Below are 15,272 nucleotides of genomic sequence, written 5' to 3'. Positions count from 1 at the left end.
GGAGGTTCAGGCTCGGTTAAGTATGATTTTGGTGCGCTCTATACCTGAAACTATCCGGTAATAATCTTGGATTTCAGGTTAAGATGTTGCGCGGCAGTATTGGCGCGCTTGCTGGTCTGTTCGCCCAGGAGAAGATCGGCGAAACCGGGCTCGGCGGCCAGGATCAGATGGTTCTTGTCCAGGGTCAGGCGCGAGTGGACCAGCAGGCTGGGACTACGCCCCGAGAGGTCGCAGGCCAGGCGCATCGTGGCCCCCAGGGCGCGCGCGCGCTTCAGCTGGGCGGGGTCCAGCAGGCGCTCCAGGGTCTGGAGTTCCGGCGGGTTGAAGTTGGTGGCGTGGCGGGCGTGGGCGGCCACGGCCAGGAAGCAGCGCTCGGCGTGGGTCTGGCCGGCGATCGGGGCGCGCAGCACCTGCTCGAAGACCAGGTCGGCGCGATGGTCGGGGTGCAGGCGCGCGCCGACATCCGACAGGCGGCAGGCGGCCGAGACCAGGATCCCGTCGCGCTCGCCAAACAGCGGGGGCAGGGTGCGGAAGGCCGGGGTGATCCAGGCGTCCAGGGCCACGCCCAGGTCGTCGGCGACGCCTTGGCGCGCGCCCAGGGCCGTGCAGCCCTCGATCAGCGGGTCCAGGCCCCGCACGCGCGGCGGCATGGCCTCGAACAGCAGGCCCTCGCGCACGCCGAAGGCCGAGATCTCGATGCGCTTGAGCGACAGCTGCTCGATCAGGGTCTCCAGCACCACGGCGGCGTAGGGCAGGGTCTCCGAGCGCTTCTTGCTCATGCCCTCGATGCGCTCGAGGGAGCTCTTGGACTGGTGGGCGACCAGGCGCGCGGCCTCGAGCGCCTCGTTGGCAGGGATCTCGTACTGGTGGACGACGTGCAGCGGATAGCCCGACAGCCGCATGTGCAGCAGGGCCAGGTTGCGCCAGGCGCCGCCCACGGCGTGGAAGGTGTCGGTCTTGAAGTCGGCGGCGACGGCCGAAATGCGCTCGCGGGCCAGGCGGCGGGCGCGCTCGCCATCGAAGCCGGCCGGGCCTCCGTTCTGCGGCGTGGCCAGGCTGAACGGTCCCAGCGGCAGGGTCACGCCTTGGCCGGCGCCGGTGGCGTTCAGGCGGATCAGTTCCAGGCTGGCGCCGCCTAAGTCACCGACCACGCCTTCGGCGTCCGGGGCCCCGGCCAGCACGCCGACGGCGGCGTAGTGGGCCTCTTCCTCGCCGGTCAGCACGCGGACGGAAAAGCCGGTCTCGGCCTTCACGCGGGCGATGAAGTCGGGGCCGTCCTGCGCGTCGCGCGCGGCGGCGGTGGCGACGGCGAAGGTCTCGGCTGGATTGACCGCCTCCAGCACGGCGCGGAAGCGTTTCAGGGCCTGCAGGGTCTGGATGACGCCGTCGGGCGCCAGGCGGCCGGTCTTGGCCAGGTCGCGGCCCAGGCCCGCCAGGACCTTCTCATTGAAGACGGTCCAGATGGCGCGGCCTTCCAGCCGGTACACCACCAGGCGGACCGAGTTGGAACCGATATCGATCACGGCCGCGTCGCGCGGCGCCTGGAATGGCATGGGTCCGGTTTAGCCTATTCGCGGGTCAGGGGAAGCGGGTCCGTTCGAAATTGCATGGGGAAGAACGCGCCGAAAGGCTTGTCGGAAAACGGTTCAAAATATTACCCGGGTTATATTGACTCAATTTTCATCCGGGTGAATAAGGCGGCCGCTTTCGAGAGGTTCCGCCGATGTCGTCTTCGCCCGCTGACTTGCCCGCCGTCGCCAAGGCCCTGCGCGCGGCGTTCGGGACGCAGGTTCTGGACGGCTGGACGCCGCTGTCCGGCGGGCTGTCGGGCGCGGGCGTGTGGCGGATCCGGGTGGGCGGCATCGCCTATCTGCTGAAGGTCGAGGCGCCCGAGCGCGACGGTCTGCGCGATCCGCATCGGTCCTATGCCTGCATGAGGCTGGCCGCCGAGGCGTGCCTGGCGCCGCGCGTGCGTTACGCCGATCCGGACGATGGGGTGGCGATCCTCGACCACATCGCGGCGGCGGAGCACCTCGGGAGCCGGGCTGACCTCGTGGTCGAGTTGGCCCAGGCGGTGCGGGTGCTGCACGGGGTCGAGGGGTTTCCGCCGCTCGTCGACTATCTGGAGGGGCTGGACGCGCTGGTCGAGCAGGCGCGAGGCGCGGTTCCGGACGGGGCCTTCGCGCCCTGGCGGCGGCTCTATGCGGCGTGCAAGGCGCTGACGCCGCAGTTGGTCTCCAGCCACAACGACCTCAACCCGCGCAACCTGATCCATGACGGCCGGCGGGTCTGGCTGATCGACTGGGAGGCGGCGTTCCGGGCCGATCGCTATGTGGACCTGGCCGCCATCGCCAACACCTACGCCGCCTATCCCGAGGCCGAGGCGCTGCTGCTCCGCACCTATTTCAACCGCGAGGCCACCAGCGCCGAGCATGCCAGGCTATGGCTGTTCCGGCAGGTCAGCCACGTCTTCCACGCGGCGATCTTCCTGGCCGGGCAGGCGAGGGCGGAGAGCCTGGACGGGCCGGAGCTCGATGCGATCCACCAGGGCCTCAGCCTAGGCGAGCCGCTGTTGGACACGCCGCAGGGCCGGCAAGCCTACGGCCAGGCGCGGCTGAGGACGGCGACGGCGAACATCGGCTCGGAGGCGTTCGAGGCCGCCGTGGCGATGGCGGTCTAAGGATTGATCCGGCAGGCCACCGTCTTCCAGCCGTTATCCGCCTTGCGGTGATAGCAGGTGCCGTAGGTGACCTGGCGGCCGTGGGCGCGCGTCCCACCCTTGGTGAGCGCCCACGGCGCGGGGCCGATCAGGATCATGTCCGTGGTGTCGGCCTGCTTGCCGCACAGGCCCCACCAGCGGATGTGGTAGCCGCCGGCGATCCCAGGCCCATAGGCCTCGCCCTCCAGCTGTGCCTTGCGCTCCACGCCCGGCGGCGCGCCGAAGCGGTCGACGCCGGGGCGGGCGGGCAGGGCCTGGATGGCGCACAGGTCCGTCCGCCGCTGGCCTGTCGGCCCGCAGGCCGTCAGCAGCGCCAGCGGCAGGAGCAGCCCAAGACGCCTCACCGCTTACGCTTGGGCCCCACGTGGTCGAAGGCCCGCGGCAGGTCGGTGGTCTTGTGGCCGCGCCCCGACAGGCTGGGATTGGTCATGAAGTAGTCGTGGGCCGAGAAGGCGGTCTTGCTGTTCCAGGCCGGGTCGCGATGATAGTCGCCCTCGCTGTCCAGCTTCCAGCTCTGGGCCTCGTCATTGAGGTTGGCGACCATGATCTGGTCCAGCACCTGCTGGTGCACGGTCGGGTTCTCGATCGGCACCAGGCTCTCGACGCGGCGGTCCAGGTTGCGCGGCATCCAGTCGGCCGAGCTGATGAAGAGGCGCGTCTGCGCCGAGGGCATCGTCCCGCCATTGGCGAAGGCGATGATCCGCGCGTGCTCCAGGAAGCGGCCGACGATCGACTTGACGCGGATGTTCTCCGACAGGCCCGCGATGCCCGGGCGCAGGCAGCAGATGCCGCGCACCACCAGGTCGATCTGCACGCCGGCCTGGCTGGCGGCGTACAGGGCGTCGATGATCTGCGGGTCCACGACCGAGTTCATCTTGGCCCAGATCGCGGCCGGCTTGCCGGCGCGCGCCGCGTCGGCCTCGGTCTCGATCATCTTCAAGAGGTCGGGCTTGAGCGTATGCGGCGAGAACGACAGCTTCTCCAGCCGCCCGGGCTGGGCATAGCCGGTGATGAAGTTGAACAGCTTGCCGCCATCACGCCCCAGGGCCGGGTCGCAGGTGAAGAGGCTGAGATCGGTGTAAACCCGCGCCGTCTGCGGGTGATAGTTGCCGGTGCCGAAGTGGCAGTAGGTGCGCAGGGTCTGGTCGGCCTCGCGGCGCACCACCACCGACAGCTTGGCGTGGGTCTTCCAGTCGACGAAGCCGAACACCACGTGCACGCCGGCCCGCTCCAGGTCGCGCGCCCACTTGAGGTTATTCTCCTCGTCGAAGCGCGCCTTGATCTCGACCAGGGCCGTGACGTTCTTGCCGTTGTCGGCCGCCTCGATCAGGGCCGCCACGATCGGGCTGTCCTTGGAGGTGCGGTACAGGGTCTGCTTGATCGCCAGCACGTTGGGATCGCGCGCGGCCTGGCGGATAAACTGCACCACCACGTCGAAGCTCTCGAACGGGTGGTGAACCAGGATGTCCTTCTCACGGATCGCCGCGAAGCAGTCGCCGCCGTGGTCGCGGATGCGCTCGGGGAAGCGGGCGTTGAAGGGCGGGAACTTCAGGTCCGGACGGTCGGGCGGGATCAGCTCCGACATCTGGGCCAGGCCCAGCTTGCCGTCGACCAGCACCACGTCTTCCGGCTCGGCGCGCAGGCCCTCGATGATAAACTCGCGCAGGTCCGGCGGCATGGTGGTCTGGATCTTGACCCGCACCACGCGGCCCAGGCGACGCTTCTTCAGCCGCGCCTCGAACTCGCGCACCAGGTCCTCGGCCTCTTCCTCGATCTCCAGATCGCTGTCGCGGATCAGGCGGAACAGACCCCGGCCCTCGACCTCGTAGCCGGGGAACAGGTGGTCCAGGAACAGGATGATGAAGCTTTCCAGCGCCACGATCTTGCGCTGGCGCTTCTTGCCGCGCGTGACGACCGAGGAGAGCTCCCAGAACCGCCGCACCTGCGACGGGATCGGGGCCAGGGCGTACAGGTGCTTGTCGTCCGAGATCCGGCGCAGCTTCAGCGCCAGGCAGAAGCCCAGGTTCGGGATGAACGGGAACGGGTGGGCCGGATCGATGGCCAGCGGCGTCATCACCGGGAAGATCTGGTTGAGGAAGATGTCCTCGGCCAGTTTGCGGTCCTCGCCCTCGATGTCCTTGGCGTCCAGCAGCTTCAGCCCCTCGTCCCACAGCTGGGTGCGGACCTGGCGCCAGATCTTCTGCTGCTCGGTCATCAGCTCGAAGGCCGAGGCGTTGATGTGGCTCAGCTGCTCGCCGGGCGTCAGGCCGTCCAGGCTGACCACCCGCACGCCCTCGCGCACCTGGCCCTTCAGGCCGGCCACGCGGACCATGTAGAATTCGTCGAGGTTGTTGGCCGAGATCGACAGGAACCGCAGGCGTTCCAGCAGCGGATGGCGCGGATTGGCGCTCTCCTCCAGGACCCGCTGGTTGAAGGCCAGCCACGACAGCTCACGATTGAAGAACCGCTCGGGCGAGGCCAGCAGGTCGGCGTCGAGCACCAGCGGGGCGGAACCTTCAGTTGGCGGAACAATGGCGGGCGCGGTCAGGGCGGCGATCTCGGTCATGGTGTCACTTTGGGGCCAAGTGTGTTCCGGCATCGTGAACGAGGCAAGTGACGGGACGACGACAGGGCGCAATCCGTCGCTCTTCAATCAATTCATCCGTCATCCCGCGCTTTATGCGCGGGACCCATGGATCAGCTTGCACGTGAGAGGAACATTCCGCTCCGCACTTGCGGCGGAACGATGGGTCCCGCGCATAAAGCGCGGGATGACGGGAAGGGGTAGGGGGAGCGGGAAGAACCCGGAGCCTAAAGCTCCTCCTCCCCCTCGAAATCCCCCAGCACTTCCCGCGCCAGCGCCTTGTTCAGCTCCCGCTTCCGATCCGCCGCCGCCTCGTCCAGCAGGTCCGCCGCCGCGATGGCCTCGGCCGCCGAGCGGGGCAGGCGCGAGACCAGGTAGGGATAGAGGTCCGGATCGGGCTTCAGCAGCCGCTGCGCGAAGGCCCGCCGCAGCACCGCTTCCAGCACCACGTCGTCGGGCTCCTCGATCGCGGCGACCGACAGGGCGTTCAGCCGCGAGCGCAGGTCCGCCACCGAGGTCTCCCACGCCAGCGGCGCGACGCGGCCGGTCAACAGCACGGTCCCGCCGTCGACCCCGGCCATGTTGAGGATGTGAAACAGCGCCTCGTCCGACAGCGCCTCACCCCGACGGTCGGCGTCCTCGACCAGCACCGCCTTGCCGCGCAGAGCGGCCAGGTCGGGCGCGGCCTCCGCCGGGCCGGTCGCGTCGATGATCACCGCCTGCGCCTGCGCGGCCCAGGCCCGCGCCAGATGCGTCTTGCCGCTGCCCGCCGGTCCGACCAGCGCCAGTCGCCCCTCGGGCCAAGCCGGCCAGGCGTCCAGCCGGGCCAGGGCGTCGCTGTTCACCGCCGAGACGGCAAAGTCGTCCCGTCCCCAGGTCGGGGCGGCGGTCAGCGGCAGTCTGAACTGGGTGGACAAGCCTCGGGCGCCCGGCGTGGTGAACGTGTTGGTTGCCATATAGGGCGACCCGCCGCGCAAGGGGAGGCGGCGGGGCTGGGGATAGTGGGGATGGAAGGGCAGGGGGTGTGGATTGTAAAAGTTGAGTTGTGCTGCTGAAGCTTGCTACAAAAGATTGATCAAAAATATGATTCACGTCGGGGGACAGATGGGTCATCTACGAAATTTTTTTCTTAACCCCATATCTCAAGCGCTGCTGGCTCTGTTCTTAGGAGTGCTGCTGACGTGGGGTTCCGTTTCGCCGGCGTTGGCGAAGTACGTAATTGTCCAAAAAGTAGTGGAAAGTGTTGCGGCGGCCGTGCTCGTGTATGGCGTGTTTGGGGTCGCGTTTGAATATTTTGGAAAGCGTGAGCTTGTTAGCTCAGTTGTTGAGGTTGCTGTTGGTCGAAGTAAAGCTAATAGTTTTGGTTTGAATGATATAGAGCTCGCAGCTTCGGCGGTGTCTTATAGGAGTGATATAGAGAACTCTAGTGTTTTGATGATATCGTCTAGATTTTCACCGCATTTCTTGAAAAACAATAAGGATGATATTATCGCTAGAATGAAGCGTGGTGGTAAGATTGATATAATAAGAATGTCGAATGGGCCTGCCGTTAACATTATGCCCGGGCACCCGCCATCGGAAACTATTGAAGACTATGTTCGGAAGCTTGCTAGCGGCAATGCAAAATTTCTGAAGTGTGTAAATCTTAGAGAGTCTTCTCGACTATTTAGTTATAACTTTGTTGTTGTGGATCGGGGGATTTGGATCAAGCTGTACTGGAACGGTGATCGCCAAGATACGCCGCCTGCATTTTTCGTCGGGCGGGGAACGGTTCTATGGGGGCGGTGGAACGAGGATATAGGAAATATCTGGAAGGAAGCCTCGCGGGTGCAATTGTGAAGAAGCTTGATGAGAAGGATCTAGCGCTTCTTCAGGAGCTGATCCGTCTTTACGGAGAGGATCGTGTTCTAGGAGCTGTGAGGGATATCTCGCCTAGTGAGAGCAATGTGCTCACTATCGTTGCTAATGTGGGTGTCCATCCAGTTCCTGAGGATTATATATTTGGTGAATTGTACATTGCCTCTCGCGGAAGTCTGAATTTCGATTCAATAGATAGTGTCGGTGCTGAAATCGATAAAATCGTTCGAGGTCTTCATGAAAAGCTCAACGAGAAGATTTGGACAAAGATCTATCTACTTCCGTTTGGGCATTCTATAGTTTCTATGAACATTAAATTGACTGTTTACAGAACATTGAGGATAGAAACGTCTGATATTTTCTATTTTGGGAATGGATCTTATGGAATTCTGGAGCGTGACATGCGCTCGTTGATTACGGAGTAGCTGGTCGGAGACTAATGCGGTCCATTGGCCACTTGTTATGTAAGGCTCAAGGTGCGCATGCCTCTCTCCCCCGACCTCCTCACCTGGCGCGAAGACCTCCTCCGTCCGCCCGGCCCGCTGAACGGCATCGCCCGCGCCACGCAGCAGCGGATCAACCGGCTGATCCCGGAGAAGGTCCACGCCGCCATCACCGCCGGCATCGAGGGGATGACGCGGGCCTTGCTGGTCGGGTCGGACTTCACGACCGGGTCGCCGATGATCGGCCTGACCCTGGACGAGCGGCGGGCCAGGGCGGCCAAGGCGATCGACGGGTGGAAGAAGGCGGCGGCGGCCGAGGGCGGGGTCACCGGGGCCGGGGGTTTCCTGCTGGCGGCGGCCGACTTCCCGCTGCTGATGAGCTTCAAGATCAAGCTGCTGTTCGAGATCGCCGCGATCTTCGGCCATGACGGGACCGAGTTGCCCGAGCGGCTGTTCATCCTGCACGTCTTCGAGCTGGCGTTTTCGGATGCTCAGCACCGGGCCGGGGTGTTCGCGGCGCTGGAGGACTGGGAGGCGCGGGCGCATCCCCAGCACCTGGACGACTTCGACTGGCGGGCCTTCCAGCAGCAGTACCGCGACCACATCGACCTGGCGAAACTAGCCCAGTTCATCCCAGTGGTCGGCGCGCCGCTGGGGGCGATCGTCAACTGGCGGCTGGTGGAACGGCTGGGGCATACGGCGGTGATGGCCTACCGGATGCGGGCGGAGCAGGGGGCGAACGCATCGACCGGGACGGGTGTTTCTCCTTCTCCCCCTGCGGGAGAAGGTGGCGCGTAGCGCCGGATGAGGGGTTGATAGGCCTTTCGGATTAGCGTTGTGGCGCAAGGGGTTAGGCTTGTGCGACCCCTCATCCGACCGCCTTTGGCGGTCACCTTCTCCCGCAAGGGGAGAAGGGTGACTCAAGAGCGTTCACACCTCTCCGTCCCCGGCTCCAAAACCTGCCGTATCCTCATCTCACCTGACGGCTTGGAAGGGACGTCCGGCCGGCGATCGTGACGGCTGTCAGGGGTGGTCGAGCGGGAAGCGCCGGGTCTCTTTCGGGAGGCTCGCCTTCGCGGCGGATCCAGGCGCAGGTTCCCTGAAACATGGGGCGAAGCCCTGGCGGCGAAGGCTTGGCGAACGCGGCAGGCGTGGGCTGAAATCGCCCGCGTATTCCGGGACCGGGGTCGTCGCCCTGGCCCGCCCGTCGGGGGCCTCTTTCGGAAGCGGGTTAAGACCCCGCGCGTCGAGGGCTCACCGGATAACGGCTGCGCGGAGCGTCGGGCTTCGTCGAAACGGTAATCACTACTCACACTCCGGACGCTGTCCGGCGCTTCGCGTCCCTTTCCACCAACTCGCAGCTTCTCGGCGCGAGGGCGATGAAACACGTTCCCTCCCCCTCGATGGGGGAGGGGCAGGGGTGGGGGTGGCTACGGCGTTGGATGCCGCACACGGCCGCCGGCTCAGCAGATCACCCCCATCCCCGACCCTTCCCCCATCAAGGGGGAAGGGGGAAATCAGAGATCCAGATCCGCCGCCGCGAACTCCGCATTCTCCTGGATGAACCGGAACCGCAGCTCGGGCTTCCGCCCCATCAGGGTCTCGACCAGGCTTTCCACCGCCTCTTCCGAGCGCGGCAGGGTCACGCGGGCCAGGGTGCGTTTCTTGGGGTCCATGGTGGTCTCCTTCAGCTGGGAGGCCATCATCTCGCCCAGGCCCTTGAAGCGGCCGATCTCGGGCTTCTTGCCCTTGAACACCGTGGCCAGCAGCTCGTCCTTGTGGGCGTCGTCGCGGGCGTATTCGCTCTTGCCGCCGTGGGCGATGCGGTAGAGCGGCGGCAGGGCCAGGTACAGGTGCCCCTGGCGGATCACGTCCGGCATGGTGCGGTAGAAGAAGGTGATCAACAGGCTGGCGATGTGGGCGCCGTCGACGTCGGCGTCGGTCATGATGATGATGCGGTCGTATCGCAGGTCTTCCTCGCGATACTTGTTCCCGCCCTGGGCCCCCAGGGCCAGCATCAGGTCCGACAGTTCTTTGTTGGCGGTGAACTTCTCGCCGCTGGCCGAGGCCACGTTCAGGATCTTGCCGCGCAGGGGCAGGATCGCCTGGTTCTTGCGGTCGCGAGCCTGCTTGGCCGAGCCGCCGGCCGAGTCGCCTTCGACGATGAACAGTTCCGCGCCGTCGACCGCGCCGCCGGCGCAGTCGGCCAGCTTGCCCGGCAGGCGCAGCTTGCGGGTCGCCGAGGCGCGGGTGACCTCTTTGTCCTTGCGGCGCTTGAGGCGTTCCTCGGCCCGCTCGATGACGAATTCCAGCAGGGCCTGGGCGTTCTTGGGGCTGGAGGTCAGCCACAGGTCGAACGGGTCGCGCAAGGCCGCCTCGACGAAGCGCTGGGCCTCGGTCGTCGACAGCTTTTCCTTGGTCTGGCCCTGGAATTCGGGGTTCTTGATGAACACCGAGATCAGGGCGCCGGCCTGGGCGACGACGTCGTCGGCGGTGATGATCGCGCCGCGCTTCTCGCCCTTGAGGTCGGCGTACGCCTTCAGACCTCTCGTCAGGGCGGCGCGGAAGCCGCTCTCGTGGGTGCCGCCTTCGGGGGTGGGCACGGTGTTGCAGTACGACTGCATGAAGCCGTCGTGCTCGCCAAAGCCCTGGGGCGTCCAGCTGACGGCCCACTCGACGGCGCCGGCCTCGCCCTGGCGCTCGATGCGGCCCGAGAAGCTCTCGGGCGTGATCGTGGTCAGGCCCTTGGTCCGCTCGGCCAGGAAGTCGGCCAGGCCGTTGGGGAAGTGGAAGACGGCCTCGGGTGGGGTCTGGTCATGGATACGGGAGGGATCGCAGGACCATTTGATCTGCACGCCCCGGAACAGATAGGCCTTGGAGCGGGCCATCCGGTACAGGCGGGCGGGTTTGAAGTTGGTGCCTTCGCCGAAGATCTCGTCGTCGGGCTTGAAGCGCACCATGGTGCCCTTCTTCTTCGACGGGGCGATCTGCTGGATCGGGCCCAGCGGCTTGCCGCGCGAGAACACCTGCAGGTGCTCGAAGCCGTCGCGCCAGACGGTGACCTCGACGCGCTCGGACAGGGCGTTGACGACGCTGGCGCCGACGCCGTGCAGGCCGCCGGAGGTCTCGTAGGCCTTGCCCGTGAACTTACCGCCGGCGTGCAGGACGGTCATGATGACCTCCAGCGCCGACTTGCCGGGGTACTTGGGGTGCGGGTCCACGGGCATGCCGCGGCCGTCGTCCTTGACCGACAGATAGCCGTCGGCGTCGAGCTTGACCTCGATGGTCTTGGCGAAGCCGGCCACGGCCTCGTCCATCGAGTTGTCGAGCACTTCGGCGAACAGGTGGTGCAGCGCCCGCTCGTCGGTGCCGCCGATGTACATGCCGGGGCGCTTGCGGACGGGCTCCAGCCCTTCCAGCACCTCGATGTCGGCGGCCGAGTATTCGCCCGGCGCCGAGGCCTTGGCGGGCGGCGCGGGCTTGCTCGAAGGGGGCGGCGGCGGAATCGGACGCGGCGTCGGCTCGACGTGCGGCTCCACGCTGGCCTGGAACGGCGCGGCGGGGACGGGCGCCAGGGCGTCGTCGTCGAATAGCGAGGGGGTCTTGTCGGAGGACATCAGGAGGAGTCTTAAGCGATTCGAACGCGGGGGCCTCGTATGGGCTCACGCGCTTCCCCTGAAAAGAGAAATCCGCCCCCAGCGAACTGGGGGCGGATCCGGATCTTCTAGCGGTAGGCCGGCGGGTAACCGCTCTGGTCGGTGGCCGCGTAACGGTCCCGCAGCTGGGTTTGGCGGCTGTCCTTGGGCTGCTCGACGCCGCCAACGAAGACGTTCAGCGGCCAGCTGGTCGTCTCCAGCGGATCGCCGTTCCAGACCACGACGTCGGCGACCTTGCCCACGTCCAGCGAGCCGATCTTGCCGTCCTGGCCCCAAATCCTGGCCGGGGTCAGGGTCACCGACGCCAGGCCGGCCGCGTAGGGCAGGCCGTTGGCGACCGCGAGGCCGGCGTTCAGCCGCTCCTGACGCAGGTTGTTGAAGTCCCGCGAGCCGTTGATGGCGACCGTGACCCCGGCGGCGTTCAGGCGGGCGGCGTTGTCGAGCCGCGAGCCCAGGGCCTCGAAGCTGTCGGGCAGGTCGGCCTGCGGATCGACGATGACCGGCACGCCGGCCTTGGCGATTTCGGGGGCGACCATCCAGCCTTCCTCGACGCCTTCGAGGACGACGCGGATCTTCTCCTCGGCCGCCAGTTTCAGGGCCTGGCGGATGTCGGCGGCGCGGGAGACGCGGATCAGCAGCGGGATCTTGCCCTGCACGACCGGGATCAGCGCCTGCAGATCCAGGCGCGAGAGGCCGAAGTCGCGGGTCGCGCCCTGCTCGAAGGCCGCGCGGCGGCTGGCGAAGGCGCGGGCGTCCTCCAGGGCCGAGCGGATCAGCACGAGGTCCGCGCCGCGCGAGCCGCCGGCGGCCCGGGCCCCGCTTTCGCCCAGCGAGACGGTGACGGCCAGCTTGGAGGCCTCGACGATGTCGCTGGCCCCGGCCTTCAGGCGGATGAACGCCGCCTGGCCGCCGAACAGCGGCGGGTCGCCATCGCCGCTGGCCCCGGCGGTCATCTCCTCGGCCACGCCGTCGTCGGCATGCTCGTGAGCGCCGCCGCCGGTCCCCGACAGCACCGGCACGACGGCCGAGCTGGTGACGCCGCCGTCGCGGGCCAGGCCCAGCATCGGCGAGGCCGGGTTGACGCCATAGGCGATGTCGAAGGCGGCCGACAGCGCGCTGCCGGTGCCGTCGTCGCGGGTCTCGCGGACGCCGCTGACTTCGGAGGCGCCGAGGTTCGAGGACGGGGCGACCAGGCCGGGGGTGACGACCCCGCCCTTGGCGTCGATCACCTTGGCGCCGGCCGGGACGGCCACGCTGGCGCCGACGGCGGCGATCTTGCCGTCCTTGATCACCAGCACGCCATTGGCAATGGCGGCGCTGGAGACCGGCTCGATCCGAGCATTGACGATAGCGACCGTTTCGGCCGCGGCGGGGAGGGCCAACGCGCAGGCGGCGCTGGCCAGAAGCAGTGACCGGATCATCAGTTGAACGCTCCCTGGCCGGGCTGGCCGAGCTCGAAATCGGACTTGGGCTGGAAGCGCTTGTCCTGGCGGTCATAGATCAGCGCGCCGTCGATGAAGACCTTCTCGGCCTGGGCGTAGACGCTGAACGGGTCGCGGCTCCAGACCACCAGGTCGGCGGCCTTGCCGGGCTCGATCGAACCGGTCTTGTCGCCGATGCCCATGGCCTTGGCCGGGTTGGCGGTGATCCACTTGATCGCCTCGGCGCGGGTGATGCCGTAGCCCAGCTTGTTGCCGGCGGTCATGGCGATGGCGGCTTCCTGGTTCAGCCGCTGGGTCATGATCGGGTCGTCGGAGTGGATGACGACGCAGGCGCCGTTCTTCCACAGGATGGCGGCGTTGGCGTCGATGCCGTCCAGGCTCTCCATCTTGAAGCCGGTCCACGACGCCCAGGTCGCCGAGCAGATGCCTTCTTTCGCCAGCAGAGGCGCGATCTTGTAGCTCTCCACCGCGTGGTGGAACATCGTGATCTTGTAGCCGAACTCCTTGGCGATATCGATCATCACCGCTTCCTCGTCGGCGCGGTAGCAATGGTTCTGGACCAGGATGTCGCCCTTCAGGACGCCGGCCAGGGTCTCCATCTGCAGGTCGCGTTTCGGCGCGTCGGCCTTCTCGCCCTTCTGCTGCTTGGCGCGGAAATCGTCCCACTTGCGGGCGTAGTCGGCCGCGTCGATCCAGGCCTTGCGATAGCCGAAGACATTGCCCATCGCCGTCGAGGGCGAGCGGCCCTTGCCGCCATAGACGCGCTTGGGGTTCTCGCCGCAGGCCATCTTCAGGCCGTAGGGGGCGTCGGGGAACTTCATGCCCTGCATGGTCAGGGCCGGGACGTTCTTCAAGGTCACGGAACGGCCGCCGAACAGGTTGGCCGAGCCGGGGAGGATCTGCAGCGTGGTGACGCCGCCGGCGCGGGCCCGGTTGAAGCCGGGGTCCTGCGGCCAGACCGAGTGCTCGGCCCAGACCTGGGCGGTGTTCGGATCGGTGGCCTCGTTACCGTCCGAGCGGGCTTGGACGCCGGGCGAGGGATAGACGCCCAGGTGGCTGTGGGCGTCGATGATGCCGGGGGTGATCCACTTGCCCTTGGCGTCGATCACCGCGATGTCGGCCGGGATCGGCGTCTCGGGACCGCCGACGGACGAGATCTTGCCGCCCGAGACGAAGACCACGCCGTTCTCGATCTGCTGGCCGGTCGCGGTCAGGATCGTGGCGCCGACGAAGGCCGTAGCGCGCGACGGCAGCGGGACATAGGTCGACGGGAAGCCGGTCGAGGCCTGGCCGTCCAGGCCCTTGGGCAGCGGCTTGGCCTCGGCCTTTTCGGCCGGTTTGGCCGCGGGCTTGGCGGGACTGGTCGTCCCGGTCGTCGCGCAGGCCGAAAGCCCAAGCGCCAAGAGGCTCGTGGCCATCGCCACGCTACGCCATCTGATCATGAAAAACCCCGACTCTCGAAGAGGCGGGAAGGACAGACGAAAAGAACCGCGCTATCAAGTCGAACAGCGTCCGACGGACGCATTTACGGCAAATTTGTTGCGCGGCACGCTTTGGCGGCGCGCCTATCGGAGGTCGTCCATGCGCCGTCTGCTCGCCTGTCTCGCCATGATCGTACTGACCGCCTGCAGCGCGCCGACCTCGGGTGGCGGTACGCCGCCGGCTCAGTCGCCCCGTACGCCGGTGGCCGAGGGCGGCATGTGCGGCGGCTTCGCCGGCTTCCAATGCCAGGCGGGCCTGACCTGCCAGATGGAGGTCAACGCCTGCAAGACCATCGCCGACGCGGCGGGGACTTGCCGCAAGAAGCCGCAGGTCTGCCCGATGATCTACAAGCCGGTCTGCGGCTGCGATGGCAAGACCTACGGCAATGCCTGCCAGGCGGCCGGGGCTGGCGCCAGCGTCGCCTCCGAAGGTGAGTGCAAGGCCTAGGGGATGCGGCTGAGCTTGGGCCGATAGGACCAGCTCTCGACCTCGACGGTTTCGGCCAGCGCGGCGGCCTTGCCCAGGATGGCGGGGCGGCTGGCCAGGTCCGCCCAGGTCTGACGTGGGACCAGCGCCAGGTACGAACCTGTCGGGCCGCCGCTGACTGTGCGGTACCAGGCGGCTCGGCCCTTCGGCTCGCGGCTCAGCGCCGTCTCGAAGGCCGCGACGTTCTTCGGCGCGACGATCACGGTGAAGGCGTCCAGCACAGCGGTCGGCTTGCGGTCCTCCAGCGTCCGGGCCGTGCTGACCTCGGACCAAAGCTCCAGCGCCGAATAGGTTCGCGCCTTGGCGAAGGGCAGGACCTTGGCCTCCATGTCGGCGCCGTCGCCGGTGGGATCGATGCGCTGGTCCATGGCCGCGAACGGGATGCCGAAGGTGCCGTCGATGAAGAGCCCGGTGCGCGGGCCGCTGGTCACGTACCAGCCGTACCAGGGCAGCGGATCCTTGTGCTCGGCGTGCCAGGCCAGGTGCGCGGCGTAACGGGCCTCGAAGGCGTCCTGCTTCCCGCGATCGACATCGTAGGCGAACAGGAAGGCGGCTTGGGCGATCAGGAGCAACGGGGTCATGGCCAACACCTAGCGGCGAACG

General features: G+C 67.0%; 13 protein-coding genes and 1 pseudogene. 6 read left to right on the top strand and 8 right to left on the bottom strand.

Annotation, left to right across the window (positions count from 1 at the left end; all coding sequences use genetic code 11):
• Positions 1–50: 50 nt before the first annotated feature.
• On the bottom strand, positions 51–1,553 hold the full coding sequence (locus AC1RRR_RS04880; protein WP_492810983.1) for a Ppx/GppA phosphatase family protein: 1,503 nt from the start codon (positions 1,551–1,553) through the stop codon (positions 51–53).
• A gap of 170 nt (positions 1,554–1,723) precedes the next feature.
• Between AC1RRR_RS04880 and AC1RRR_RS04875 the strand changes: the two genes are divergently transcribed.
• Complete coding sequence (locus AC1RRR_RS04875) at positions 1,724–2,680, top strand: phosphotransferase (protein WP_492810981.1); 957 nt, start codon at positions 1,724–1,726, stop codon at positions 2,678–2,680.
• Here the strand turns inward: AC1RRR_RS04875 and AC1RRR_RS04870 are convergent.
• Together AC1RRR_RS04870 and AC1RRR_RS04865 are read right to left on the bottom strand one after the other, a co-directional pair.
• Complete coding sequence (locus tag AC1RRR_RS04870) at positions 2,677–3,063, bottom strand: hypothetical protein (RefSeq protein ID WP_492810980.1); 387 nt, start codon at positions 3,061–3,063, stop codon at positions 2,677–2,679. The genes AC1RRR_RS04875 and AC1RRR_RS04870 overlap by 4 nt on opposite strands.
• Entirely contained in the window at positions 3,060–5,285 is a 2,226-nt protein-coding gene (locus AC1RRR_RS04865; RefSeq protein ID WP_492810978.1) for an RNA degradosome polyphosphate kinase, read from the bottom strand. The genes AC1RRR_RS04870 and AC1RRR_RS04865 overlap by 4 nt, the downstream gene beginning before the upstream one ends.
• A 126-nt stretch (positions 5,286–5,411) precedes the next feature.
• Between AC1RRR_RS04865 and AC1RRR_RS04860 the strand changes: the two are divergent.
• A pseudogene (locus AC1RRR_RS04860) lies at positions 5,412–5,495 on the top strand (hypothetical protein); the annotation flags it as partial.
• A gap of 35 nt (positions 5,496–5,530) precedes the next feature.
• On the opposite strand, the gene hdaA reads toward AC1RRR_RS04860, so the two are convergent.
• Entirely contained in the window at positions 5,531–6,220 is a 690-nt protein-coding gene (hdaA, locus tag AC1RRR_RS04855) for a DnaA regulatory inactivator HdaA (protein WP_492811771.1), read from the bottom strand.
• Positions 6,221–6,341: 121 nt separating this feature from the next.
• On the opposite strand from hdaA, the gene AC1RRR_RS04850 reads away from it, so the two are divergent.
• Genes AC1RRR_RS04850 through AC1RRR_RS04840 form a run of 3 tightly spaced genes read left to right on the top strand, consistent with a single transcriptional unit; the run spans position 6,342 to position 8,401 of the window.
• Positions 6,342–7,142, top strand: coding sequence for a hypothetical protein (locus tag AC1RRR_RS04850; RefSeq protein ID WP_492810977.1), 801 nt, complete (start codon positions 6,342–6,344; stop codon positions 7,140–7,142).
• Complete coding sequence (locus tag AC1RRR_RS04845) at positions 7,139–7,585, top strand: hypothetical protein (RefSeq protein ID WP_492810976.1); 447 nt, start codon at positions 7,139–7,141, stop codon at positions 7,583–7,585. Before AC1RRR_RS04850 ends, AC1RRR_RS04845 begins: the two co-directional genes overlap by 4 nt.
• A 57-nt stretch (positions 7,586–7,642) precedes the next feature.
• The gene (locus AC1RRR_RS04840; RefSeq protein WP_492810974.1) at positions 7,643–8,401 is read left to right on the top strand and encodes an EcsC family protein; all 759 of its coding nucleotides are present in this window, start codon (positions 7,643–7,645) and stop codon (positions 8,399–8,401) included.
• 719 nt (positions 8,402–9,120) lie between these two features.
• On the opposite strand, the gene parE is transcribed toward AC1RRR_RS04840, so the two are convergent.
• The 3 genes from parE to AC1RRR_RS04825 all read right to left on the bottom strand — a co-directional run bounded on the left by parE (position 9,121) and on the right by AC1RRR_RS04825 (position 14,143).
• On the bottom strand, positions 9,121–11,223 hold the full coding sequence (parE, locus tag AC1RRR_RS04835) for a DNA topoisomerase IV subunit B (RefSeq protein WP_492811769.1): 2,103 nt from the start codon (positions 11,221–11,223) through the stop codon (positions 9,121–9,123).
• Between the two features lie 104 nt (positions 11,224–11,327).
• Complete coding sequence (locus AC1RRR_RS04830) at positions 11,328–12,680, bottom strand: amidohydrolase family protein (protein WP_492810972.1); 1,353 nt, start codon at positions 12,678–12,680, stop codon at positions 11,328–11,330.
• Positions 12,680–14,143, bottom strand: a complete 1,464-nt coding sequence (locus tag AC1RRR_RS04825; protein WP_492810970.1) for an amidohydrolase — start codon at positions 14,141–14,143, stop codon at positions 12,680–12,682. The genes AC1RRR_RS04830 and AC1RRR_RS04825 overlap by 1 nt, the downstream gene beginning before the upstream one ends.
• A gap of 139 nt (positions 14,144–14,282) precedes the next feature.
• Between AC1RRR_RS04825 and AC1RRR_RS04820 the strand changes: the two genes are divergently transcribed.
• Positions 14,283–14,630: a Kazal-type serine protease inhibitor family protein gene (locus AC1RRR_RS04820; RefSeq protein WP_492810969.1), complete on the top strand. Its 348-nt coding sequence runs from the start codon at positions 14,283–14,285 to the stop codon at positions 14,628–14,630.
• Here AC1RRR_RS04820 and AC1RRR_RS04815 read toward each other — a convergent pair.
• Positions 14,627–15,250 (bottom strand): hypothetical protein, encoded by a 624-nt coding sequence (locus tag AC1RRR_RS04815; protein WP_492810967.1) that lies wholly within the window; start codon positions 15,248–15,250, stop codon positions 14,627–14,629. The two genes, AC1RRR_RS04820 and AC1RRR_RS04815, sit on opposite strands and share 4 nt — an antisense overlap.
• Between the last annotated feature and the right edge of the window lie 22 nt (positions 15,251–15,272).

It is taken from the genome of Caulobacter sp. GW821-FHT12D05, assembly GCF_058807295.1.
This window is presented reverse-complemented; position numbering and strand designations above follow the sequence as displayed.